We start from the raw sequence: 23,164 nt of genomic DNA, 5'->3' as shown, positions 1-23,164 counted from the left end.
TTTGCTTGCGTTTAGGGACCGCGGCCTCAGCCGGCGCGGTAGACCGTCTTGATCTGCGTGTAGAACTCCAGTCCCACGCGCCCCGATTCGCGGAACGTGGAGGTGCTGGAATGCTTGAGTCCGCCGAACGGCGCGTTGATCAGGTTGCCGGTGGTGGTCCGGTTGATCTTCACGGTGCCGGCCTGGATATCGCGCGCGAAGCGATGCGCATAACGCGCATCGCTGGTGGCGATGGCGGCCGACAGGCCGTATTCGGTGTCGTTGGCTTTGGAGATGGCGTCTTCGTAGCCGTCCACCTCGATCAGCGCAATCACCGGGCCGAAGATCTCTTCCCGTGCGATGCGCATCTGCTGCGTGACGTCGGTGAAAAGCGCGGGCGACACGTAGTAGCCGCGCTCGAAGCCGGCGCCCGTGAGGCGGTCGCCGCCATACAGGTGCGCGGCCTCCTGCTTGCCGACCGCCACGTAGCCCAGCACGTTGTCCAACTGCTTGGCGGTGGCCAGCGGACCCAGGTCGAAGTTGCCGTCCAGGCCGTTGCCTATGGTCAGCGTCTTGATGCGGGCCAGCAGCTTGTCGGTGTAGGCCTGGCGCACGCGCTTGTCCACCAGCACCCGGCTGGTGCCGGTGCAGGCCTGGCCGCTGAGCGAAAAGCCGCCCTTCACGGCCAGGTCCACGGCGCGGTCCAGGTCGGCGTCCGCCAGCACGATCAGGGGATTCTTGCCGCCCAGTTCCATCTGCGTGCGGGTGGTCAGGCCGGCGGTCCGGTGTATCTGTTCGCCTGCGGCGGTGGAGCCCGTGAAGGAAATCGCGCGCACCGCGCGTGCGCCTGTAATGGCCTCGCCCACGGCGCCGGCCGGGCCCGTCAGGAAATTCAGCACCCCAGCCGGCAGGCCGGCCTGCACGAAGGCTTCGGTCAGGCGGTAGCCCGACATGGGCGCATCGGACGAGGGCTTGAACACCACGGTATTGCCCGTGATGAGCGCCGGAGCGATCTTGCGCGCGGGGATGGAAATGGGAAAGTTCCAGGGGGAAATCACCGTCACCACGCCCAGCGGCTCGCGCTGGCTGTAGACCACCATGTCCGGGTCGTCGTTGGGATAGGTTTCGCCCGTGAAGGACTGCCCCTCCACGGCGTAGAAGCGGATCGTCTGCGCCGAACGCAGGACCTCGTCCTTGGCCAGGTTCAGGCTCTTGCCCTCTTCCCGCGTCAGTTCGCGGGCGATGTCGTTGGCATGGTCTTCCAGGTACTGGGCCGCGCGGAACAGGATGGCGGCGCGCTTGGAGATCGGCGTATCGCGCCAGCCGGCGAAGGCGGCTTCGGCGGACGCCACCGCCTGGCGGGCGTCTTCGGCGTCCGACACCTGGAAACGGCCCACGATGTCGCTGGTATCGGCCGGGTTGATGTTGGGCGCCGTCCTGCCGGTGCCGCTGGGCACCCAGCTGCCGCCGATGTGGTTCAGGAATGTTTGCTGCGAGAGGTCGTCCACGGAAGCTCTTCCTTAGTCTGCGCCCGGCTGGCCGCGAGTGCCTGGGCGGGTTGGCTTATGAACATTGTATACTTTAATCAATATGGATCGATACGTGTAAACCCCTGCTCCGGACCGGGCGCCGCCTGGAAAAAAGGGTCCCCGCAGGGACCCCAAAGCAGCGCCACAAACAGGTATCAGCTCCAGATCAGCACGGCGCAGATCGTCGAGACGAACAGCGCCAGCAGCACCGGCAACAGCAGGGCGCGCACCAGCGACAGCACGTTGACCCGCGCAAAGCCCGCCACCGCGATCAGCGAGGACCAGGCGATCAGCGTGCCGCCCCCAGTCCAGACCGCGCCCATCTGGCCGACTGCCGCCAGCGTCGCCGGGTCCACGCCCACCACCGGGCCCAGGGCGCCGGACAGGGTGCCGGTCAGGGGCAGGCCGGCGAAGCCGGATCCGTCGATGCCGGTGATCATGCCGACCAGCAGCACGCCGAAGGCCACCAGGAAATGGTTTTCGGGAATCAGGTGCTGGCCAGCGGAAATCACCTCGAACAGCAGGCCGGGCGCCTGCGCTTGCGGCACGCCCAGGATCTGCGCGGCGGTTTCGTTGGCGCCCACGAAGAAAAAGCCCGCGATCGGCAGCACCGAACCCATGGCCTTGAAGGCGAACACAAAGCCGTCGGTGACGTGCTCCGGACAGACGTCCAGCATCTTGCGCGGGCCTTCCGCGGCCAGGGTCACCAGCATCATCACGACAAAGGCCACGCCGCCCACCAGCGCCGCCGCATCGCCGCCGCGCAGCGCGGGCAGGGACGGGAACAGGCGCGGCAGCACCATGACCGCGATCACCGCCAGAAAGGCCAGCGGCGTCACGACGGCAAAGGTCTTGGACCAGCGCACGCGGCGGCGCTCTTCGTCGCTCAGAGCCGGGCCGCTAGGCAGGGCGGGGTCCGCCCCCATGGTGCCGCGGGCCAGCTCGGCCTTGTCGAAGGAGCCGGACTGCTCGATGCGCGCCAGGCTGCCATCCTGCGCCCGGGCCTGCCAGGCGGACAGGAGCCCCGCGTCGGCCGGCACGATGTGCTTGCGGATCAGCAGGTAGGCTGCCACCAGGGCCACCGCGCCGGTGATCAGCGACAGCACCAGGGCGCGGTCCGCGACCACGGCGGCGCTGACCGCCGCCCCCGCCGCCTTGGCGCTGATGCTGGGCGCCACCCCGATCACGTAGTCCGAGGACAGTGCCATGCCCTGGCCGGCGATGGCAATGGCCATGGCACCCGCCAAGGGCGGCAGGCCCGCCGCGATGGCCGCGGGCAGCAGGATGGCCGACACCAGCGGCACCGCCGGCGTCGGCCAGAAGAACAGCGAAATCACATAAGTACAGAGGGCGATGATCAGGAAGGACGAATGCCCGCCCCGCATGACGCGGCGAAACGGCTGCACCATGCGCACGTCCGCCTGCAGGGTTTTCAACGCATTGAGCAGCGCCGTCATGAAGGTGATCACCAGGAAGATGTTGAACAGCTCCTTCGCAGCCACGAAGCTGGCCGAGAAAATGCCGATCAGGGCGCTGATCGGATTGCCCGTGATGGCAAGCACCACCAGAAAGGTGCCGATCACCGACGGCACCACCACGTTGGCCCGCAGAATCATCGTCAGGATGATGGCGGCCACGCTGATCAGGTACATCCAATGAGCAGCGTTGAGCACTACGTCCGCTTGCATGTGCTATTCCCCTTGTATGCGTGGCTGTTATGGCGCCACATTCGGTATACTATATTTCGTTTGTAGCCATACCAATCAAAATATGCAGCGCCTAGGGAAAGCGATAATTCTGAAAATCCATGAATAGCGCCGAAAAATCAGGTGATTACCCTTATTTTTGAAGCAGTTCATGAAATTTTGGAAAATGCTGAATAGACTATCGTATACATAGTAGATAAGTCCCAGGCATGACATCCTCCCTGCCGTATCCCGACCTCCTGCAATACGCCACCATGGCGGCCGTGGTGTTCGGCGCCGCGATCGCGCAGGGCGTGGGCGGCGTCGGCTTCGCCATGTTCGCCGCGCCGGTGGCGGCCATGTTCTTTCCCCAACTGGCGCCGGGACCGCTGTTGACGCTGGGCGGCTTCATTTCGCTCTTGACCGCGCTGCGCGAACGCGCCGCCATCGACTGGCCTTCAGTGTCCTACGCGCTGGCGGGGCGCGCGGTCGGCACGCTGATCGCCATCTACGCCATGACGCGCTTCGCGCCGCAGGCGCTGGGGGTCTTGTTCGCCGCCCTGATCCTGGTGGCCGTGGCGCTGAGCGCGGCCGGCCTGCACTTTTCCGCCACGCCCGGACGCGTGTCCGGCGCGGGCGTGGCCTCGGGCATCATGGGCACCATGACCTCGGTGGGCGCCCCGCCCATCGCCATCGTCATGCAGCACGCGGCGCCGCCGCGCCTGCGCGCCACGCTCGGCATGGTGCTGTTCCTGGGATCGATCTTCTCGCTGGCCATGCTGGCATGGGCCAATCGGTACACCGGCTATCACGCCGGGCTGGCGCTTAGTCTGGCGCCATTCCTGCTGGCCGGTTTCGCGGTCTCCAACCGGCTGCGCCACCGCCTGCCGCCGCGCGCCGTGCGCGGCGTGCTGCTGGCGGTATGCGCCATGGGCGCGCTGGGCGTGCTGGCCAAGGCTTTTGGGGGACACTGATGCGCCGCGCCCCCAACGCCAAGCGGCTACACCCGGTAATACAATGGAGACTGTATCCATTAAGCCAAACCTGCTCGCCATGACAATCTCACCCGTCAGCCCGCAAGCCGCAGCAACGCAGCACTCCGCCTCGCTGAAAATCGGCGAGCAGCATCCGCAGTTGTTTGCCGTCATCCGCGACAAGCTGCGCGAGCGCATCCTGAGCGGTGAATTCACGCCCGGCGACCGCCTGGTCGAAGGCCGCCTGTCCGAAGAAATGGGCGTGTCGCGCATCCCCGTGCGCGAGGCGCTGCGCGCCCTGGCCGCCGAGGGCCTGGTGACCATCGAACCGCGCCGCGGCGCGTCCGTGTCGGTACTGTCCGACGCCGTCGCCTACGACATGGTGGAGGTGCGCGCCACGCTGGAAGGCCTGAACGCCAAGCTCGCGGCGCAGCGCCGCGACGACAAGACCGTGGAACGCCTGCAGGCCTTCCTGCGCGAAGGCACCGAAGCCGCCCGCAGCGAACAGCTGGACAAATTCCTGGCGCTGAATTCCCAGTTCCACGAAATGCTGGCCACCATCGGCGGCAACGTGGTGCTGACCGACCTGATGCGTTCGCTGCGCGATCGCACGGCGCTGCTGTTCGCGCCCAGCAACATGCTGCGCGCCAAGCAGAACTGGGATGAGCATTCCCAGATCCTCAACGCCGTCATCGCCGGCAACGGCGACCTGGCCGCGCTGCTGGCCAGCCAGCATGTGCACAACGCCGCCAAGGCTTATACGGAAGCGCAGCAGCAGCCGCACGCGTCGGTGGCCTGAGCCGGGGCCACGCAAGAAGCTGACGGCACCGAGACGGCCGCGCGGCCAAGGGCCTGGGGCCTGGGGCCTCGTCTGCCGGCCGCGGCCTTGCAGCCCGCGGGCAGCAGCTCTCAGGTCGCCGCTTCCACGGGATCGGACGCCGCGCCCACCACCACGCCCTTGCCGTTCTGGATCACCCACGAGACCTTCACGTCGCCGTTGACGAAGGTCTGGCAGGCCATGCGGTAGCCGGCCTCGAAATCCTCTGGGCGCAGGTGCTTGCGCTCCTTCGGCTTGATGGCGTCGGTGTTTTCCAGGCCTTCCTCGATACGGCACTTGCAGGTGCCGCACAGGCCGCCCCCGCACTTGAAGGGAATGCCGCCCTTTTCCTTGAGCGACACGCGCAGCAGATTGCTGTTCTCGGGCGCCGTGGCGACCAGGCCGCCGTTGGAGATGAATGTGATCTGGACCATGTCGTTCAGTGCTCCGCGGCGACCGCGCCCGGGCGCAGCGTCAAGGTCGATTCCATGCTGCCAAAGCGCGTCAGGTGCGCTAGCTCCTTGCGGGCCGCTTCCACCGACTCGAACTTCTCCAGGAACTTGGACGGCACCCGGTTCACCACGTAGGGCGGCGTTTCCTCGGTGACGATGAGCTTGGTGTCGCCGTGCAGGCGCGCGATGCGGTAGACCGCCAGCGCGCGGCCATAGAACGCGTAGTCGTAGGTTTCCAGGATGTCCACCGCGCCGTCGTCCGCGTCGGTGCGGAACACGCCGGGCTTGCTGGTCAAGATGACGTATACGGGGCCCATCGCCGCTATGCCTCCACGTCCTGGACCAGCTCGATATCGCTGGTTAGCCAGAGCTGGCACGCCAGCCGGTAGCCCTGGTCGATGCGTTCGCCCAGTTGCTTCTTTTCCTTCCAGTTGACCGGCGGCAGATGCTCGGCCCCGGCCAGCACGCGGCAGGCGCACTTGGCGCACTTGCCCATGCCGCATTCGTAGCGCAGATGCGGATACGGAAACTGCTTGATGCCGGCCCGCACCACCAGGTTGGTGTTGTCCTTCACCACGTCGGTGTAGGTCTGGCCGCCCTTATGAAACACGATGGTAGGCATGGGTTTTCTGCTCTGGGATCTGCGGGGCCGCGGCCGTCCGGCATGGAACGCCAGACGGCCTTGCGGTGTGCTCAGGCGGCAAGGCCCAGTTCGGGCAGCGTGATTTCCTGCTGCACGTAGTCGGTATAAAGCGCGGTCGTGTACAGCAGCCGCATCTGGGCGCCGATCTCGCAGATCTTCAGGCAGCGCTGCTGCAGGTCCACCGTGTTGGCGTGCTCCAGCACGATCTGGTAGCCGCGTTCGCCGTGGATTTCGTCGGACACGATGTGCAGATCGAAGAATTCCACTTCCTCGTCGGTGAAGCCGTACTTCTCGCGCAGGGTCGGGGTCTGCTTGCGGTAGATGGACGGCACTTGCGATTCCAGGCCCACCACCAGTCCGGCCACCGCCACGATGGGGTCCTCGCGCATGGCCACGGCGTAGCACCAGCTTTGCAGGGCGCGCGTGGTGGGCGACATGTTGTCGGGGTTGGTGACCCGTTCGCGGGTGGTGCCGCAGGCTTCGGCAAAGCGGATCAACAGATCGGTGTGGCGATCGCCGCCGATTTCCTCTTCATACATATTGGCCAGCAGGAAGTCCTTGGCCTCGGTATAGGAATCGGGCGTGCGGGCGTACAGGTAGCCCAGGTAATCGGCGAACGGGCCCACGTAGTGGTAGTGGTTCTCGGCCCAGCGTTGCAGGTGCTGGCGGCTGAGCTTGCCTTCTGCCCAGGCGATGGAAAAGGGCGACGCGTTGGCGCTCTTGCCCTTGATCGCGTTTTCCAACGCGGTACGGAATTCATCTCGGTTCATCAGTTCAGCCATGACGCGCTCCAGGTCCAGTGGTGAGGATTCCAGGCTGGTCTAAGCCCGGGCATGATGAACATTGTATACCGTCTACTCTTTTGAGCTGCTAGGGCAATCCCGGAGAGCGGCCAGATATTGCCCAATAAACAGGGACAGTCTTTATGGATCAATGACTTGGAGTGCATTTACCGGGGCTGGCCTGAATGGCGGGACGCTGGTACAATGAATACACTTTCAATGCAATACGGAAATACCATGAATACCCGCCACCCCCTGGGAGACGCCCCGATCGGCCAACAACTGCTGACGCATTACGCCCGCCGCGACGCCGTGCGCCATGCGACCCCGCTGTTTCCTTCGTCCTGGGCCGAGCTCTTCGCGCCGTTCCGCAACGCCCGCCTGCAGCCGCTGCGCGCGGCCAAGCCCGCCGCGCGCGCGCACGACGACGCGCCGGTCTGCCAGGCTGGCTGATTTCCGAGCTTGTTCCCCGGGGGGTATTCCCCAGATGCAAGCCTGGCCCCTTGCGGCCAGGCGAAAAGATGAAAAGCGCCTAGGCGCCGCGCAACGCGGCGTCCCGCCGCCGGTTCCAGGCGGCCAGCGCCAGCACCAGCAAGAATCCCAGCGTATAGGCCAGCATGTCCCACCAGTCGGGCACGCTGCCCAGGATCACGCGCAATACCGGCTGCTCCAGCCGCCAGCCGAAATGCCGGGCCAGGTACTGCCCCAGTTCCACCGCATAGCCGGTGAACAGCGCGGCCAGCGCCAGCGGCAGCACGTCCGCGCGGATGAAGCTGCGATACACCAGATAGGCCCAACCCACCGCCACCACGTCGCCCACGAAGCCCCGCAACAGGGGATAGGGCGCGCCAAGGGTGGCGATCAGCGCTTCCAGCGCGGTTACGGCCAGCAGCGCGGCAAAGGCGCGCTTGTTGAAGGTCAGGGTCATCGAAGCGGAAAACGCGGAAATTGAAACGGGCAGCGCGGACGTTAACGCATTTGTCAGGCCGCCGCGCGTAGGCTCGTCTGAACGCGCCGGGGCAGGGCGCTGACAAGAACGAGGAGACACCAAGATGAGCACGTTCGACCCGAATGGGCGCCGGCGCTTCCTGCGCCAAGCCTGTACGCTGGGCGCCACCGGCACGCTGGCCGGCCATGCGCTGACCAGCCTGGCGGCGCCGGCCACCGTCACGCTGCCGTTCGCCAACGGCGAACGCGACCTGATCGCCTATCCGCAAAAACGGCCCCTGATCCGTCAGACCTCGCGCCCGCCGCAGCTGGAAACGCCGTTCGCAGTCTTCAACGAAAACATCATCACGCCCAACGACGCGTTCTTCGTGCGCTACCACCTGGGCAACATCCCCACCGCCATCGACCTGAACACCTACCGCATCAAGGTCAGCGGGCTGGTGGACAAGCCGCTGGAGCTGTCGCTGGCCGACCTGAAGCAGCAATTCGGCAAGCCCGTGGAACTGGTGGCGGTCACCCAGTGCTCGGGCAACAGCCGCGGCTTCTTCGCGCCGCGCGTGGGCGGCGGGCAGTCGGGCAACGGCGCCATGGGCAATGCCCGCTGGCTGGGCATCCCGCTCAAGCGCGTGCTGGAAAAAGCCGGCATCCGCGCTGGCGCGCGGCAGGTGACGTTCGAGGGCATGGACCGCCCGGTGCTGCCCGGCACGCCGGAGTTCGTCAAGGCGCTGGACGCCGCCCATGCGCTGGACGGCGAGGTCATGCTGGCCTACGCCATGAACGGCGCCGACCTGCCCATGCTCAACGGCTATCCCGTGCGCCTGGTGGTGCCGGGGTACTACGGCACCTACTGGGTCAAGCACCTGGCCGACATCAAGGTGCTGGATAAAGAGTTCGATGGTTTCTGGATGCAGAAGGCCTACCGCATTCCCGACAACGATTGCGCCTGCACGCCGCCGGGCAAGGCGCCGGACAAGACGCGCCCCATCGGCCGCTACAACGTGCGCAGCTTCATCACCAGCCTTGCGGAAGGCGCGCGCGTCGCCCGCGGCAAGCCGGTGCAGGTGCGCGGCATCGCCTTCGATGGCGGCAAGGGCATACGCGAGGTCCAGTTCTCGTCGGACGGCGGCAAGACCTGGCAGGCCGCCAAGCTGGGCCGCGACCTGGGCCGCTACTCATTCCACGAATGGCACGCCGACTTCACGCCCAAGGCCGCCGGCGACTACACGCTGAAGGTCCGCGCCACCAACATGGCCGGCGAAACCCAGCCGCTGGACCCGCTATGGAACCCGGCTGGCTACATGCGCAACGTGGTCGAAGCCGTCCGCGTCACCGCCGCCTGAGGAGAGCGCCATGACCCGCCATTTCCGTCGCTGCCTGCCGGCGCTCGCGCTGGCCCTTGCTGGCCTGGCGCCGGCTGCCCAGGCCCTGGAGATCAAGCTGCCCCAGGAAACCGCCACGCTGCATCCCGGCACGGGGGCAGGGGCGCAGCATGCCGCCCTGTGCCTGATGTGCCATTCGGTGGACTACGTCTCGTCCCAGCCGCCCATGCCCCTGGGCTTCTGGGACGCCGAGGTCAAGAAGATGGTCGGCACCTATGGCGCCCCCATCCCGGCGGACCCGGTGCCGCTGATCGTCGAATACCTGAACCAAGCCTACCCGCCGGCCCCTGCGCCGGTTACCAAGCAGTAGAGGCGGTTCGCGGCAGCAGCGCCCAGGGCGGCACGCGGCCGCCCTGGGTGCTGCGCGCGCTCCCATCGGTCGCTGGCTTAGGCGTACCATTACCCGACCCAGACCACGTCCGACAGGAGCGCCTACCCGGCGCGCCGGAAGAACTCCATGCTGCAACCCGTTTCGGCCAACACCGATCTGCCCGCGGACGCGCCCGCCGCCCCCGCCCCCGTGCTGCAGGTCAGCACGCTGTCCCCCTTCGCGTTTCCGGCGTTCCGCATCATCTGGATCGCCAACCTGTTCGCCAACCTCGGGACCTGGGCGCAATCCGTCGCCGCCGCCTGGATCATCACCACCGAGCAAAGCAGCCCGCTGATGGTCGCCATGATCCAGGTGGCCGCCGCCTTCCCGCTGGTGGCGCTGTCCATCCTGACCGGCGTGCTGGCCGACAACTACGACCGCCGCAAGGTCATGCTGACCGGCATGCTGCTGGAGCTGGCGGGCGGCGTCTTCATCACCATCCTGGCCTTTGCCGGCCTGCTGCATCCGATCACGCTGATCGCGTCGGTGTTCTGCATCGCCATCGGCAGCGCCATCGTCACCCCGGCCTGGCAGGCCGCGGTGGGCGAACAGGTGCCGCGCGCGCATGTCGGCAGCGCGGTGCTGCTGAACAGCGTCAACTTCAACGTGGCGCGCGCCGTCGGCCCGGCCATCGGCGGCCTGCTGCTGGGCGCCATGGGCGCGCCCTGGGTGTTCCTGCTGAACTGCTTCTGCTACGGCGGCCTGATCTGGGCGATCTGGCGCTGGAAGCGCGACCTGCCGCTGCGCCGCCTGCCGCCCGAAGGCATCCTGGAAGGCGTGGTGGCGGCGCTGCGCTACACCCAGCACTCCACCGTCACCCGCATGGTGATGCTGCGGTCGTTCGCCTTTGGCCTGTCCGCCAGCGCGCTGTGGGCCTTGCTGCCGCTGTTGGCGCACGAACATGAAGGCGGCAGCGCCCTGCTGTACGGCTACATGCTGGGCGCGCTGGGCCTGGGCGCCATCCTCGGCAGCGTCGTCGTACGCCGGGTGCAGGCCGCATGGGGCGCGAGCGGCCTGATCAGCGCCGCCGCGGGCCTGCTGGCCGCATGCCTGCTGGCGCTGGGCCTGACCGGCACCCTGTGGGTGGCGTTTCCCGCGCTGCTGCTGTCCGGCAGCTGCTGGATCGGCGTGCTGGCCACCTACAACACCACCGTCCAGATGCTGGTGCCGGACTGGGTCAAGGCGCGCGCGCTGGCGCTGTATCAGACGGCCATCTTCGGCGGCCTGGCGGCGGGCTCCTTCATGTGGGGCCATTTCGCCGGCACCATGGGCGTTTCCGGCGCCCTGGCCACCGCCGGCATCATGCTGGGCATCACCGTCGCGCTGATGTACCGCTCGCGGCTGCCCGAACATCTGGACACCACGTCGCTGGCGCGGGCGGACGCCACCGAGCCGGCGATGGCCGCGGTCGGCTTCAACACGCAGCACGGCGCGGTGCTGGTCGCCGTGGAGTACCTGATCGAAAAGGAAAAGCTGTCCGCGCTGATCGGCGCGGCGCACCCGCTGCGCCTCATGCGGCTGCGCAACGGCGCGCAGCAATGGCAGCTGTTCCGCGACCTGGAGCGCGAGGGCGTCTGGCGCGAGGTCTTCCTGGTGGAAAGCTGGATGCAATACCTGCGCATGATCGACCGCATGACGCTGGAGGACAAAATGGTGCTGGACAAGGTGCGCGCGCTGCACGCCGGCGACAAGCCGCCGGTGGTGTCGCGCAATGTCAGCTATCTGGCGATGAACGAAGCGCAGGGCTTCTCGCTGCGCCGCGATCCGGAATCCCTGTAGTCCCCGGCGCCAGGGAAAGCCTGCGCCTCAGGCGGCCGTCTCGGGCGCCCAGCCCGCGGCCGTGCGGCGCATGCGCGGCGACTCGAACGCGCAGGCCACCGGTATCGGCATACCGTTCGCGTCCACCAGCCGCTCGCGCCAGCGCTCGCCCTGGCACATGGCCACGACGATGCCCGCCACTTCCGCGCCGCAGCGCGCCAGCAGTTCCAGCGCGGACAGCATCGTCTGCCCGGTGCTGACGGCGTCGTCCACCACCAGCACGCGCCGCCCCGCCAGGCTGCCCGCCAGATTCGGATCCACGTACAGCAGCTTGCCGGCGTCCGGCGTGGTCAACGACTGCACCGGCACGGCCAGGCGTTCGTCGTACCAGTACTTGCGCGAATAGCCGAAGGGCACGTAGCGCGTGAACCCCAAGCCGCGCGCCACCATGGGCGCGAATGCCAGCCCCAGCGTGGGCAGGCCCACGACCACTTCGGCGCCAAAGGCGCGCGCGCGTTCGGCCATGAAGCCGGCCAGGGCGTCGACCACCTCCAGGCTGGCGTGGTTGGCGATCAGCGAGGCCACGCAGCGGTCAGGGTCGCCCGGCACGCCGCGCAGCGGCAGCACCAGATAGCGGCCGTCCGGCAGCCGCGCGGGATAGGCGCGGGAATAAGGCGGGTGGACCGGCAGGGTCAACGCGTCGGCGCTGACGATTTCCTGCCAATAGTCGGTGGTGGCGTCGAAGGCCGGCGCGCCGGCGGCAGTCAGGTCGTGTGAGGCAGTCATGCGTCGCGGAAAGTAGCGGCGGCCGGTCAGCGCGCGCCGGCGGCCAGATAGGCTTCCGCCAGCGTCACCCAGTAGCTGGCCGTGACCGGCAGGATATCGTCGTTGAAATCGTAGTCGGGGTTGTGCACCATGCAGCCGCCTTCGCCCTCGCCATTGCCGACGATGAAGTAGCTGCCAGGCACTTCCTCCAGCATGAAGGCGAAATCGTCGCTGGCCTGCAGCGGCTCCAGGTCGGGGATCAACAGCTGTTCGCCCAGCCAGCCGCGCGCGACCTCGGCCGCGAACTGCGTGGCGCCGCGGTCATTGACCACCGGCGGATAACGCCAGCGGTAGTCCACATTGACGCTGGCGCGGTGCACCGCGGCCTGCGCGTTGGCGATCGCCGTGATGCGCTCGCGCAGCAGCGCCCGCGTCTCGGGCCGGCGCGCGCGCACCGTCAGGCGCAGCTCCACGGTCTTCGGAATCACGTTGGGCGCATCGCCGCCATGGATGGCGCCTATGGTCACCACCGCCATGTCGTTGGGATCGATCTCGCGCGAGACGATGGTCTGCAAGGCCAGCACGATGCTGGCCGCCGCCACGATGGGGTCCACCGCCACGTGCGGCATGGCGCCATGTCCGCCGACGCCGCTGACGGTCAGGATCACCGTGTCGGACGAGCTGTACATCACGCCCGAGCGGAAACCGAAATGCCCGGCCGGGTAGCCCGGCTCGTTGTGGAAGCTGTAGACCGCGTCGCACGGAAAGTGTTCGAACAGGCCGTCGGCAATCATCTTCTGCGCGCCGCCATGGCCTTCCTCGGCGGGCTGGAAGATCAGGTGCACGGTGCCGTCGAAGCGGCCGCGCTCGGCCAGCGCGCGGGCCGCCGCCAGCAGCGTGGCCGTATGGCCGTCGTGGCCGCAGGCGTGCATCTTGCCGGGATTCTGGCTGGCATAGGGCAGGCCGGTGGTCTCATGGATGGGCAGGGCGTCCATGTCGGCGCGCAGGCCCAGCCGGCGCGCGCCGCTGCCCCGGCGCAAGGTGCCCACCACGCCGGTCACGCCCAGGCCGCGATGCACCTCGTAGCCCCAGGCCGCCAGCCTTTCGGCCACCAGCTCGGCCGTGGCGACCTCTTGATACGCCAATTCGGGATTGGCGTGGATGCGGTGGCGCAGCGCCACCATCTCTTCCTGGATGGCCTGGATCTCGGGCAGCACGGGGCCGCGGGCGGGTATGTTCATGGCGTGGCTTCCTGCAAGGGGCAGGCTTATTCCTGCTGGATGTTGGCGCTCTTCACGATGTGCGCATACAAGGCCTTTTCCTTCTTCAGGAAAGCGGCGAAATCCTCGGGCGAGCCCTGTCCGGGGATGGCGCCGCCTTCGGCCAGGCGCTTTTTCACCTCGTCCATTTGCAGCACCGCGTTCAGCTCCTGGTTCAGCCGCCCGACCACGGCGGGGTCGGTGCCTGCCGGCACGAACACGCCGGTCCAGGTGTTGAGTTCAAAGCCCTTGAGCGCCGGCGTCTCGCCGAAGGCCTGCACCTGCGGCAGCGTATCGACGCGCGCGGCCGAGGTCACGCCCAGCGCGTGCAGCTTCTTCTGCTGCACCAGCGGCGTGGCGCTGGTGGTCACCAGCAGGCCCAGGTCCACCTGGCCGCCCATGACATCGTTGGTGATCTGTGCGCCGCCGCGGTAGGGCACGTGCACCAGTTTGACCTTTGCCTGGTCCTGCATCACCTCCATCGCCAGATGCAGCACGGTGCCCACGCCGGACGAGGCATAGGTCAGCGTGTCGGGTTTCTCGCGCGCCAGCGCGATCAGCTCGTTCATGTTCTGCGCCGGCAGGCCCGGACGCGCCAGCAGCACCACGGGCGCGGTGGTCACCAGGGCCACCGGCGTCAGGTCCGTTTCGGCGTCGTACTTCACGGCGGAGTTGATCAGCCGGGCCACGCTGATCGGGCCGTCAAAGCCCATCACCAGCGTGTAGCCGTCCGGCTTGGCGTGCACGGCCTTGGCCACGCCCAGCACGCCGCCCGCGCCCGCCACGTTGTCGACGATGACGGACTGCTTGAGGCGGTCCGACAGTTTCTGCGCCACCAGGCGCGCCGTGGTGTCGACGTTGCCGCCCGGACTGAACGGCACGATCAGGGTCAGGGGCCGGGCGTCGGGCCAGGTGTCGGCGCCGGCCGCGGGGGCAAGGCACAGCGCGGCCGCCAGCGTGGACACGGACAGGAACAGGCGTTTGAACATGGCAGGAGCGGGATCGAGGTGCGCGCGGAATTGGCGGCGCGGAGGAGGGCGACGGCGCCATCCTAACCAGATCCTGGTGATAACTGAAATGCTATATTTTTATAGATTCATCAGGCAAATCTATGACCAAGCGCCCCGCCCCCGATGGCCACGCCGCCCCCGCCCGCCAGCCCACGCTGCGCCAGCTGCGCGGTTTCAAGGAAGTGGCCCGTCACGCCAGCTTCAGCCGCGCCGCCGAAGCTCTGGCGCTGAGCCAGCCAGCCCTGTCCGCCGCCATCCGCGAGCTGGAGACGCTGATGGGCGTGGCCCTGTTCGAGCGCAGTACCCACCACGTGCGCCTGACCGCCGCCGGACAGGCCGCGCGCTCCCAGATCGAATGGCTGCTCAACAGCTACACGCAGGGCGCCGAAGACCTGCAGCGCCTGCTGGACACGCAGGCCGCCACGGTGCGCATCGGCTGCATTCCGTCCACCATGCACCTGCTGGCGCCGGTGGTGGCGCAATGGCGCCTGCGCCATTCCGAAATCGTGCTGATCCTCAGCGACCACCTCAACGACGAGCTGATGGCCGCGCTGGGCAATGGCGAACTGGACATCGGCCTGGGCCTGGACTTCGGCCTCACGCCCGGCGTGGCCGCGGCCTTCGTGGCCGAGGACGACCTGGTGGCGGTGCTGGCCGACACGCACCGGCTGGCGCGGCGCCAGGCGGTGACCTGGCAGGACCTGAAAGCCGAACCGCTGGCCGTGCTGTCGCGCGGCAGCACCTACGAGATGATCGTGGCCACGCTGCGCCAGCTGGGTTCGGACCTGGCCGCGACCGACACCCTGAACTACACCGACACGCTCTACAGCCTGGTACGCGCGGGCTTGCGCGTGGGCCTGATCTCGCGCCTGTACACGCAGGGACAGCGCCAGGACGGCCTGGCCATCGTGCCCTTGCAGCGGCCTCAGCTCACGCGCCGCATCTGCCTGATGGCGCGCGCCCCCGAACAGCAGGCCCGCGCCGCGGTGCGGCTCTGCCACGCCGAACTGGCTCCGCTGCTGCGCGAGCGCGCAGCCATCCGGACGCCTTAGAGCGCTGGGCGCGGGCCGCGCCTTGCTCTCAGCCGCTCGTTCGCTCCCGCCACGCCTCGGCGCGTTCCGCCCAGGCCTGATGGATGGCGCTCATGTTGCGCGCCAGCGTGGCGGCATCGCCAAAATTCACGCGCGAGCCCTGCAGGCGCAACTGCGCGCGTACCTCCTCCGATTCGAGCGCGCGCGCCACCTGCCGCTGCAATCGCTCGACGCGGGCCGGCGCCACGCCGCGCGGCGCGAACAGACCGGCCACGCCGCCCCGCTCCAATCCCGCGAAACCTTGCTCGGCAAAGGTGGGGACGGCGGCCAGGTCCGCATGGCGGCCGGGGCCCGATATGGCCAGCAGGCGCAGCCGCCCGGCGTTCGCCGGCTCCAGCAATTCGGCCAGGGACGTCAGGCCCAGCTCCAGATAGCCCGCCTGCAGGTCGATCACCAAGGGCGCCCCGCCGCGGTAGCACACCGCTCTGGCGGCCACGCCGAAACGCTCGCCCAGCAGCCCGACGGCCAGTTCCGGCACGCTGCCGGGCGCCGGCACGCCCACGGACAGCGGCCCCTCGTGCCCGCGCAGATCCTGCAGCGTCAGCCAAGGCGAATCCGCCTTCACCGCCAACGCGATGGCGGTCTTGTCCGTCACCTGCGCCACGGCCGCGAAGTCGTCAGGCGAGGCATAGCCGGCTCCCGCCGCGATATGCGGCACGATGGCCAGGGTATGTTCGTTGGAGAGCAGCAAGGTATGACCGTCCGGCCGCGCCGCCAGCAGCTCCTGCGCCGCCAGCAGGCCGCCCGCGCCGGGCCGGTTCTCGACCAGCACCACTTCGCCCAGGCCGGCCTCCAGCTGCCGCGCCAGCAGGCGCGCGATCACGTCCACCCCGCCGCCCGGCGGAAAACCGACCAGGATGCGCGTCAGCGGCACGGCGCGCAGACGCCCCGCCGCCGCGGCGCCCAGGGCGCCCAGCGCGAGCGCGGGCAAGAGCCTGCGGCGCGGCAGGGATACGGCAGATCGCATGTTCGACGACTCCTCGCGGACGCGGACCGGCTCCGCGCAAGGCGGCAGGATAAGGAGAAACGCCCTGCAAGAAAAGCGGGCCCGCCTGGCGGTCCGCGGGCCGCGTTTCTTAACACGTTCTAGAATCAGTGATCGCGGCTCCCCGGCGCTTCGCCCGGATGCCCTCTCCAGCGGTCCTGCACATGCTCTCGTTTTCCCGCCATACCGTCTATCCGGCCGGCGTCGGCCTGCCGGCAGCCGAACGCCCGGGCGCGCTCCTGGCCGTCATGCTGGCGCTATGCATGGCCAGCCTGGACACCGTCATCGCCAACACGGCGCTGCCCACCATCGCGCGGGACCTGCAGGCCAGCGACGCGGGATCGATCTGGATCGTCAGCGGCTATCAGCTGGCCATGGTGGCGGGCCTGCTGCCGGCTGCCGCCCTGGGCGAGATCCTGGGCCACCGGCGGGTCTACATCGTGGGGCTGGCGATCTTCATCCTGTCTTCGCTGGCCAGCGGCCTGGCGCCGTCCTTGCCCACGCTGGTGACGGCGCGCGTGCTACAGGGCCTGGGCGCGGCCGGCGTCATGAGCGTCAACGGCGCCCTGCTGCGCTTCATCTACCCCTCGCGCCTGCTGGGCCGCGGCCTGGGCCTGAACGCCATGGTGGTGGGCATCGCCTTCGCGGCGGGGCCCACCGTGGCCTCGACCATCCTGCTGCTGGGATCCTGGCACTGGCTGTTCCTGATCAACGTGCCCATCGGCCTGCTGGCGTTCGCGCTGGGCCTGCGCAAGCTGCCCGAAACCACACGCGCGCCGCATCGCTTCGACGGGCTGGCGGCGGCGCTATGCGCCCTGACGCTGGGCTTGTTCGTGCTGGGCGCGAACGAACTGGCGCACGCCGCCCCCCTGCCGCGCGTGGCGCTGGAATGGGGCGTCGCCGCGGCCAGCCTGTGGCTGCTGATGCGCCGGCAGGCGGGCCATCCCGCGCCCATCCTGGCGGTGGACCTGCTGCGCCGGCCCTTGTTCGCCTTGTCCGCCGCCACCGCCGTCTGCGCCTTCGCGGCCCAGGCGCTGGCTTTCGTGTCGCTGCCGTTCATGCTTCAGACCATGCTGGGCTACAGCCAGGTGCAGACCGGCTTTCTCATCACACCCTGGGCGGTGGTGGTGGCGATCATGGCGCCCATCGCCGGGCGGCTGTCCGACCGCTATGCGGCCGGCACCCTGGGCGGCGTGGGCCTGGCGCTGCTGGCGCTGGGCCTGGCCCTGCTGGCGCTGATGCCCGCCGCGCCCTCGGTCTGGGACATCTGCTGGCGCATGGCCATCTGCGGCGCCGGATTCGGCTTCTTCCAGTCGCCCAACCTGCGCGCCATCATGATGTCGGCGCCGGCCTCGCGAGCCGGCGGCGCCAGCGGCATGATAGGAACGGTGCGGCTCTTGGGACAGTCCTCGGGCGCGGCCCTGGTGGCCGCCTGTTTCAATGTTTCCAGCAGCCACGGCGCCATCGCCGCGCTGTGGCTGGGTTGCGGCTGCGCCGCGCTGGCCTGCGCCGCCAGCTTTTCGCGGCTGCGCTTTGCCGCGACCGAGCCGGCGCAGGCCGGCTCGGCGCGCTAGCGCCGCGCTATTCCCGGACGTAGCACGGGTATAGCGACTGCTGCGCGCGCGCACGGGCAGGATCCACCTCGATCGCCACGATCGATTCCGTATCGCTGGATTGCGCCAGCGGTTCGCCATCGGGCTGGAACGCGAACGCCGTGCCGCCGAATACCTGTCCCGCCGCCGTGCGCCCCGCGCGGTTCGAGCTGACCACATAGCAGCCCGACACCAGCGCGGCCATGGCGCCCGCCGTCAGCCAGCGGCGCGTCGACGCGCTGCTGGCGCGCGGCGCCACGATCAACTCCGCGCCCGCGCGGCCATAGGCGCGCGCGCGCTCGTTGAACATCAGCTCGGTGCACAGTTGCACGCCCAGGCGTATGCCGCCCACCTCGAACACCTCGAAGCCGTCGAAGGCGGAATGGAACCAGGTCGCTTCGAAATAGCCGGGTTCCTCCGGGAAGTATTGCTTGTGGTGCAGCCGCGTGTAGCGGCCGTCCTGCAGGGCGAACGCCTCGTTGGCCAGCCGTGCGCCCGCAGGCACCGGCCGCGACGATACGATGGCCGGCACGCCCAGCGCCGCCAGCGCGTCCAGCCCTGCCTCATGGATGCGCACCGACGCCGCCGCGCGGGCGGCGTCGTACTGCGGATCCGCGGCCACCCAGGGGCCGAACGGCATTTCATTGGTCACCAGCAGATCCGGGGCCAGCTCGCCGATGCGTTCGGCGATGCCTTCCCAGGTCGCGCCCTTGGGCTCCAGGTCAGTCGGCCCTTCCATCATGCATATCCGCATACCCACATCCAATCTGAACGCGCGCCCCGGGATGGACGCGTCATGCATGCATGGTAGACCGCCTGTGACGGTTGCGGACACGGGCTGGCGCAAGCCGTCCGTTGCGGGCGCGATCCTGTCCGGATCTGCCTGCCTCAGGCCTGCGTCGCGGCGTCTATCGGCTCGCCGTGGCGCACCACGCGCTTGGGCAGGTCGCCGCCTATCCAATAGGCCAGCTCGGCAGGATGCTGCACCTCCCAGGCGACGAAGTCCGCGTACTTGCCCGCTTGCAGCGTGCCATGCGTGGCCTGCAGGCCCAACGCTTGCGCCGCATGCGTGGTGGCACCAGCCAACGCCTCTTCGGGGGTAAGCCGGAACAGCGTGCAGGCCATGCTCAGCATCAGCCGCAGCGACAGCACCGGCGAGGTGCCGGGATTCAGGTCGCTGGAGATGGCGATGGGCACGCCATGGCGGCGCAACAGGTCAATGGGAGGCAGCTTGGTCTCGCGCAGGGCGTAGAACGCCCCGGGCAGCAGCACCGCCACCGTACCGGCCTGCGCCATCGCCAGCACATCGCTTTCGGTCAGGTATTCCAGGTGGTCCGCCGACCACGCGCCGTAGCGCGCAGCCAGCGTCGCGCCGTGCAGCGAAGACAACTGCTCCGCATGCAGTTTCACGGGCAGCCCCAGTTCGCGCGCGGCCTGGAACACCCGTTCAACCTGATCCGGCGTGAACGCCAGATGCTCGCAGAACGCGTCCACCGCATCGATCAGGCCCTCGGCCGCCAGCACCGGCAGCATGCGGCGCGCAACTTCATCGATATAGTCGTCGGCGCGCCCGACATACTCGGGCGGCAGCGCATGCGCGGCCAGGCAGGTCGCGCTGATGGTCAGCGGCAGGGTCTGGCCCAGGCGCCGCGCGACTCTGAGCATCTTGCGCTCGTTGGGCAGGTCCAGCCCGTAGCCGGACTTCACCTCCAGCGTGGTCACGCCATCGCGCATCAGATGCTGGGCCCGCTTGCGCGCGCTGGCGTAGAGTTCGTCCTCGCTGGCGGCGCGGGTGGCGCGCACGGTGCTGGCGATGCCGCCGCCTTGCGCGGCGATGGTGGCGTAGTCCACGCCTTGCAGGCGCTGCTCGAACTCCTGGCTGCGATTGCCGCCGAACACCAGGTGGGTGTGGCAATCGATCAGCCCTGGCGTGACCCAGGCGCCGCCCAGGTCGTGCTCCCGCGCGCCCCCCGCCGGCGGCAGTTGCGCCTCGGGGCCGATCCACTCGATGCGGTTCTCGCGCGTCACGATGGCGGCCCGTTCAATCACGGAATACTTGCCCTGCGCCATGGTGGCGGCGTGGCAATGGCGCCAGACCTGTTTCATGCGTTGGCTCCTGTTGCGCGCCGGCTTCAAAGGCTGGGCAGCAGGCCTGCCGGCACCAGCGCCGTCAAACCTTGGCCGGCGATGAGCTGGCTGGCGGCTTCGATGTCGGGCGCAAAGAAGCGGTCCCGCTCATAGTGCGCCACTTTCTGGCGCAGCAGGCTGCGGGCGCGTTCCAGCTTGGGCGCGGTCTTCAGGCCCTGGCGGAAATCCAGGCCCTGACAGGCGCCCAGCCACTCGATCGCGAGGATGTCGCGCACGTTCTCGGCCATGGGCCAGAGCCGCTTGCCCGCATTCGGCGCCATGGAGACGTGGTCCTCCTGGTTGGCCGACGTAGGCAGGCTGTCCACGCTGGCCGGGTGCGCCAGCGCCTTGTTGTCGCTGGCCAGCGCCGCCGCGGTCACCTGGGCGATCATGAAGCCCGAGTTCACGCCGCCGTTGCTCACCAGGAACGGCGGCAGCTGCGACATGTGCTTGTCCATCATCAGCGAGATGCGCCGTTCCGACAGCGCGCCGATCTCGGCCAGCGCCAGCGCCAGGTTGTCGGCCACCAGGGCCACCGGCTCGGCATGGAAGTTGCCGCCCGAAACCACATCGCCCTGCTCGGCGAACACCAGCGGATTGTCGGACACCGCGTTGGATTCGATCTCCAGCACCTGCGCCGCATGGCGTATCTGCGTCAGGCAGGCGCCCATGACCTGCGGCTGGCAACGCAGTGAATACGGATCCTGGACCTTGTCGCAGTTGGCATGCGAATGCCCGACCTCGCTATCCTCGGTCAGCAGATCGCGGAACACGGCCGCCACGTCGATCTGGCCAGGCTGGCCGCGCGCGGCGTGGATGCGGGCATCGAACGGCGCGCGCGAAGCCAGCATCGCTTCCACGCTGAGGCTGCCGCAGACCAGCGCGGCCGCCAGCAGGTCCTCGGCCTCGAACAGGCCGCGCAGCGCATAGGCGGTCGAGACCTGCGTGCCATTCAAGAGCGCCAGGCCTTCCTTGGCCGCCAGCGTCAAAGGTTCCAGCCCCGCCTGGGCCAGCGCTTCGCGCGCGGGCAGCCAGGCGCCGCGATGGCGCGCCTTGCTCTCGCCCAGCAGCAGCAGGGACATGTGCGCCAGCGGCGCAAGGTCACCCGACGCGCCCACCGACCCCTTCAGCGGTATATGCGGATAGACCTCGGCGTTCACCAATGCGATCAGCGCATCGATCACCTTGCGGCGGATGCCCGAATAGCCTCGCGCCAGGCTGTTGATCTTCAGCACCATGATCAGCCGCACCATCGCATCGTCCAGCGCCTCGCCCACTCCGGCCGCATGCGACAGCACCAGCGAACTCTGCAATGCCTCCAGGTCCTCGCGGGCGATGCGGGTGGTGGCCAGCAGGCCGAAGCCGGTGTTGATGCCGTAGGCCGTGCGGCCTTCAGCGATGATGCGCTCGACGCAGGCCACGCTGGCCTCGATGGGCCCGGCGGCAGCCGGGTCCAGCGTCACGCGCACCGGCTGCTGGTAGACGCGCCGCAGGTCCGCCAGGGTCACGCGGCCGGGTTTCAAATGCAATTCCATTGTTTTTCTCCTAGGCGCGTTCCAGCGTCATGGCGTGTGGGTCGCGCGGGCGGCGCCGCGATGTTGCGGCGCGGCGTCCCGGCGCGCGAAAAAGTAATACAGGATGCTGGGCACGACCAGGCCGATGATCCACGAGATATCCACGCCACCCAGGCGTTCGACCATCGGACCAGTGTAGAGCTTGGTCGAAATGAAGGGCATCTGCACCAGCACCCCGAACAGGTAGATGAGGATTCCCGGCCAGTTCCAGCGGCCATAACGTCCGTCCGGATCCGACAGCGCCCGCACGTCGTAGCGCCCACGGCTCACGAAGTAGTAGTCGACCAGGTTGACCGCGCTCCATGGCACGAAGAACGCCAGCAGGAACAGGATGAAGGACTTGAACGCGTTCAGGAAGGAGTGCTGCCCGATCAGCGCCACGGCCGTGGCCGCCGCGACGATCACCAGCACCAGCAGCGCGCGCTGCAGGCGGGAAATCTCCACATGCCCGCGAAAGCCGCTGGCGATGGTCGCGATGCACATGAAGCTGCCGTAGGAGTTCAGCACCGAGATCGTGATCTTGCCGAACGCGATGGTGAAGTACAGCAGCGCGGCCATGGCTCCCGTGCCGCCCAGCCCGACGATGTAGGCGACCTCGCGCCCGGCGAACTGGCCGGCCGCCATGGCTGCGGCCAACACGCCCAGCACCATGGCGATCTGCGCGCCCAGCACGGAGCCCAGGCCCACCGCCAGAAAGGTCTTGAACGACGAGGTCCGGCTCGGCAGGTAGCGCGAGTAGTCCGCCACATAAGGACCGTAGGCGATCTGCCACGAGGCCGCCAGCGACACCGCCAGCAGGAAGGAACTCCAGGTGAAGTGGCGGATCTGCAGCAGCTGGCCCACATCGCCCAGTGCGATTACGCGGCTGAACAGATAGAAGAAGGCGATGATGCCCAGCACGGTCGCGATCCGTCCGATGATGTGGATCATGCGGTAGCCGAACAGCGTCACCCCGACGATCACCGCGGCGAAGATCAGGATGCCGGCCGTGTCGCTCACGCCGAACAGCTGGCCCAGGGCCTGCCCCGACAGCACCGTGCCCGTGGCCGTGAATCCCAGGTACATCAGGCAGACCAGCACGATGGGGATGGCCGCGCCGTAGACGCCGAATTGCACTCGGCTGGAAATCATCTGCGGCAGCCCGAGCTTGGGACCCTGGGCCGCATGCAGCGCCATGACCGCGCCGCCGAAGACCTGTCCGACGAACAGCCCGATCAGCGACCAGAAAACGTCTCCGCCCAGCACCACGGCCAGTGCCCCGGTGATGATGGCGGTGATCTGCAGATTGGCGCCCATCCACAGCGTGAACTGGCTGTAGAGCTTGCCGTGGCGCTCTTCTTCGGGAATGAAATCGATCGAGCGCCGCTCGATGAGCGGCCCTCTTGCTGCCTGGATGTCCTGAGTCATTGCGTAGTCTCGGTCATGGCGTGTGGACGGGCGCGGCC

The 23,164-nt window shown here is 68.3% G+C and carries 23 protein-coding genes; 8 read left to right on the top strand and 15 right to left on the bottom strand.

Annotated features, from left to right (window positions below; translation table 11 throughout):
- Window positions 1-26: 26 nt before the first annotated feature.
- Window positions 27-1,487, bottom strand: coding sequence for an aldehyde dehydrogenase family protein (locus BRO63_RS33475; RefSeq protein WP_088143799.1), 1,461 nt, complete (start codon window positions 1,485-1,487; stop codon window positions 27-29).
- Window positions 1,488-1,663: 176 nt separating this feature from the next.
- Window positions 1,664-3,196 carry a hypothetical protein gene (locus tag BRO63_RS33470; protein ID WP_088143798.1) on the bottom strand — a complete coding sequence of 511 codons (1,533 nt, stop codon included), beginning with the start codon at window positions 3,194-3,196 and terminating at the stop codon, window positions 1,664-1,666.
- 227 nt (window positions 3,197-3,423) lie between these two features.
- On the opposite strand from BRO63_RS33470, the gene BRO63_RS33465 reads away from it, so the two are divergent.
- Both BRO63_RS33465 and BRO63_RS33460 read left to right on the top strand, forming a co-directional pair.
- Window positions 3,424-4,167, top strand: a complete 744-nt coding sequence (locus BRO63_RS33465) for a sulfite exporter TauE/SafE family protein (protein WP_088143797.1) — start codon at window positions 3,424-3,426, stop codon at window positions 4,165-4,167.
- A gap of 79 nt (window positions 4,168-4,246) precedes the next feature.
- The gene (locus BRO63_RS33460; RefSeq protein WP_088143796.1) at window positions 4,247-4,966 is read left to right on the top strand and encodes a GntR family transcriptional regulator; all 720 of its coding nucleotides are present in this window, start codon (window positions 4,247-4,249) and stop codon (window positions 4,964-4,966) included.
- Window positions 4,967-5,076: 110 nt separating this feature from the next.
- On the opposite strand, the gene BRO63_RS33455 is transcribed toward BRO63_RS33460, so the two are convergent.
- The 4 genes from BRO63_RS33455 to BRO63_RS33440 all read right to left on the bottom strand — a co-directional run bounded on the left by BRO63_RS33455 (window position 5,077) and on the right by BRO63_RS33440 (window position 6,861).
- The gene (locus BRO63_RS33455) at window positions 5,077-5,427 is read right to left on the bottom strand and encodes a 2Fe-2S iron-sulfur cluster-binding protein (RefSeq protein WP_088143795.1); all 351 of its coding nucleotides are present in this window, start codon (window positions 5,425-5,427) and stop codon (window positions 5,077-5,079) included.
- On the bottom strand, window positions 5,424-5,753 hold the full coding sequence (locus tag BRO63_RS33450; RefSeq protein ID WP_088143794.1) for a ferredoxin: 330 nt from the start codon (window positions 5,751-5,753) through the stop codon (window positions 5,424-5,426). The genes BRO63_RS33455 and BRO63_RS33450 overlap by 4 nt, the downstream gene beginning before the upstream one ends.
- A 5-nt stretch (window positions 5,754-5,758) precedes the next feature.
- A complete protein-coding gene (locus BRO63_RS33445; RefSeq protein WP_054455328.1) occupies window positions 5,759-6,058 on the bottom strand; it encodes a 2Fe-2S iron-sulfur cluster-binding protein in 300 nt (99 codons plus the stop codon).
- Window positions 6,059-6,129: 71 nt separating this feature from the next.
- Window positions 6,130-6,861: a TenA family transcriptional regulator gene (locus tag BRO63_RS33440; protein WP_054455904.1), complete on the bottom strand. Its 732-nt coding sequence runs from the start codon at window positions 6,859-6,861 to the stop codon at window positions 6,130-6,132.
- A 237-nt stretch (window positions 6,862-7,098) separates the two neighbouring features.
- Between BRO63_RS33440 and BRO63_RS33435 the strand changes: the two genes are divergently transcribed.
- Window positions 7,099-7,314, top strand: coding sequence for a hypothetical protein (locus BRO63_RS33435; protein WP_013391054.1), 216 nt, complete (start codon window positions 7,099-7,101; stop codon window positions 7,312-7,314).
- A gap of 79 nt (window positions 7,315-7,393) precedes the next feature.
- Here BRO63_RS33435 and BRO63_RS33430 read toward each other — a convergent pair whose 3' ends face one another.
- Window positions 7,394-7,789, bottom strand: a complete 396-nt coding sequence (locus tag BRO63_RS33430; RefSeq protein WP_088143793.1) for a DUF2809 domain-containing protein — start codon at window positions 7,787-7,789, stop codon at window positions 7,394-7,396.
- 124 nt (window positions 7,790-7,913) lie between these two features.
- Here BRO63_RS33430 and sorA point away from each other — a divergent pair, with 124 nt between their 5' ends.
- The 3 genes from sorA to BRO63_RS33415 all read left to right on the top strand — a co-directional run bounded on the left by sorA (window position 7,914) and on the right by BRO63_RS33415 (window position 11,337).
- Complete coding sequence (gene sorA, locus BRO63_RS33425; RefSeq protein ID WP_088143792.1) at window positions 7,914-9,149, top strand: SorA family sulfite dehydrogenase catalytic subunit; 1,236 nt, start codon at window positions 7,914-7,916, stop codon at window positions 9,147-9,149.
- A 10-nt stretch (window positions 9,150-9,159) separates the two neighbouring features.
- On the top strand, window positions 9,160-9,498 hold the full coding sequence (gene sorB / locus BRO63_RS33420) for a SorB family sulfite dehydrogenase c-type cytochrome subunit (protein ID WP_088143791.1): 339 nt from the start codon (window positions 9,160-9,162) through the stop codon (window positions 9,496-9,498).
- Window positions 9,499-9,645: 147 nt separating this feature from the next.
- A complete protein-coding gene (locus tag BRO63_RS33415) occupies window positions 9,646-11,337 on the top strand; it encodes an MFS transporter (protein WP_088143790.1) in 1,692 nt (563 codons plus the stop codon).
- A gap of 27 nt (window positions 11,338-11,364) precedes the next feature.
- On the opposite strand, the gene BRO63_RS33410 is transcribed toward BRO63_RS33415, so the two are convergent.
- From BRO63_RS33410 to BRO63_RS33400, 3 genes are read right to left on the bottom strand one after another with little or no spacing between them, the layout of a single operon-like run.
- Window positions 11,365-12,102, bottom strand: coding sequence for a phosphoribosyltransferase (locus tag BRO63_RS33410; protein WP_088143789.1), 738 nt, complete (start codon window positions 12,100-12,102; stop codon window positions 11,365-11,367).
- A gap of 26 nt (window positions 12,103-12,128) precedes the next feature.
- Entirely contained in the window at window positions 12,129-13,322 is a 1,194-nt protein-coding gene (locus BRO63_RS33405; RefSeq protein WP_088143788.1) for a M20 aminoacylase family protein, read from the bottom strand.
- A gap of 26 nt (window positions 13,323-13,348) precedes the next feature.
- Window positions 13,349-14,329: a Bug family tripartite tricarboxylate transporter substrate binding protein gene (locus BRO63_RS33400; RefSeq protein ID WP_088143787.1), complete on the bottom strand. Its 981-nt coding sequence runs from the start codon at window positions 14,327-14,329 to the stop codon at window positions 13,349-13,351.
- 122 nt (window positions 14,330-14,451) lie between these two features.
- Here BRO63_RS33400 and BRO63_RS33395 point away from each other — a divergent pair, with 122 nt between their 5' ends.
- Window positions 14,452-15,402, top strand: coding sequence for a LysR family transcriptional regulator (locus BRO63_RS33395; protein WP_088143786.1), 951 nt, complete (start codon window positions 14,452-14,454; stop codon window positions 15,400-15,402).
- A 28-nt stretch (window positions 15,403-15,430) separates the two neighbouring features.
- On the opposite strand, the gene BRO63_RS33390 is transcribed toward BRO63_RS33395, so the two are convergent.
- The gene (locus tag BRO63_RS33390) at window positions 15,431-16,408 is read right to left on the bottom strand and encodes a tripartite tricarboxylate transporter substrate-binding protein (protein ID WP_088143785.1); all 978 of its coding nucleotides are present in this window, start codon (window positions 16,406-16,408) and stop codon (window positions 15,431-15,433) included.
- 182 nt (window positions 16,409-16,590) lie between these two features.
- Between BRO63_RS33390 and BRO63_RS33385 the strand changes: the two genes are divergently transcribed.
- Window positions 16,591-18,000 (top strand): MFS transporter, encoded by a 1,410-nt coding sequence (locus BRO63_RS33385; protein WP_088143784.1) that lies wholly within the window; start codon window positions 16,591-16,593, stop codon window positions 17,998-18,000.
- A gap of 7 nt (window positions 18,001-18,007) precedes the next feature.
- On the opposite strand, the gene BRO63_RS33380 is transcribed toward BRO63_RS33385, so the two are convergent.
- From BRO63_RS33380 to BRO63_RS33365, 4 genes are all read right to left on the bottom strand, one after another.
- Window positions 18,008-18,757: a carbon-nitrogen hydrolase family protein gene (locus BRO63_RS33380; protein ID WP_088143783.1), complete on the bottom strand. Its 750-nt coding sequence runs from the start codon at window positions 18,755-18,757 to the stop codon at window positions 18,008-18,010.
- Window positions 18,758-18,906: 149 nt separating this feature from the next.
- Window positions 18,907-20,124, bottom strand: coding sequence for an imidazolonepropionase (hutI, locus tag BRO63_RS33375; protein WP_088143782.1), 1,218 nt, complete (start codon window positions 20,122-20,124; stop codon window positions 18,907-18,909).
- 26 nt (window positions 20,125-20,150) lie between these two features.
- Window positions 20,151-21,680 (bottom strand): histidine ammonia-lyase, encoded by a 1,530-nt coding sequence (hutH, locus tag BRO63_RS33370; protein ID WP_088143781.1) that lies wholly within the window; start codon window positions 21,678-21,680, stop codon window positions 20,151-20,153.
- Between the two features lie 27 nt (window positions 21,681-21,707).
- Window positions 21,708-23,126 carry a purine-cytosine permease family protein gene (locus BRO63_RS33365; RefSeq protein ID WP_088143780.1) on the bottom strand — a complete coding sequence of 473 codons (1,419 nt, stop codon included), beginning with the start codon at window positions 23,124-23,126 and terminating at the stop codon, window positions 21,708-21,710.
- Between the last annotated feature and the right edge of the window lie 38 nt (window positions 23,127-23,164).

Source organism: Achromobacter xylosoxidans (assembly GCF_002192695.1).
GTDB classification, from domain to species: domain Bacteria; phylum Pseudomonadota; class Gammaproteobacteria; order Burkholderiales; family Burkholderiaceae_B; genus Achromobacter; species Achromobacter xylosoxidans_C.
Note: the sequence above shows the minus strand (reverse complement) of the source record. Positions and strands in the feature narration are given on the sequence as shown.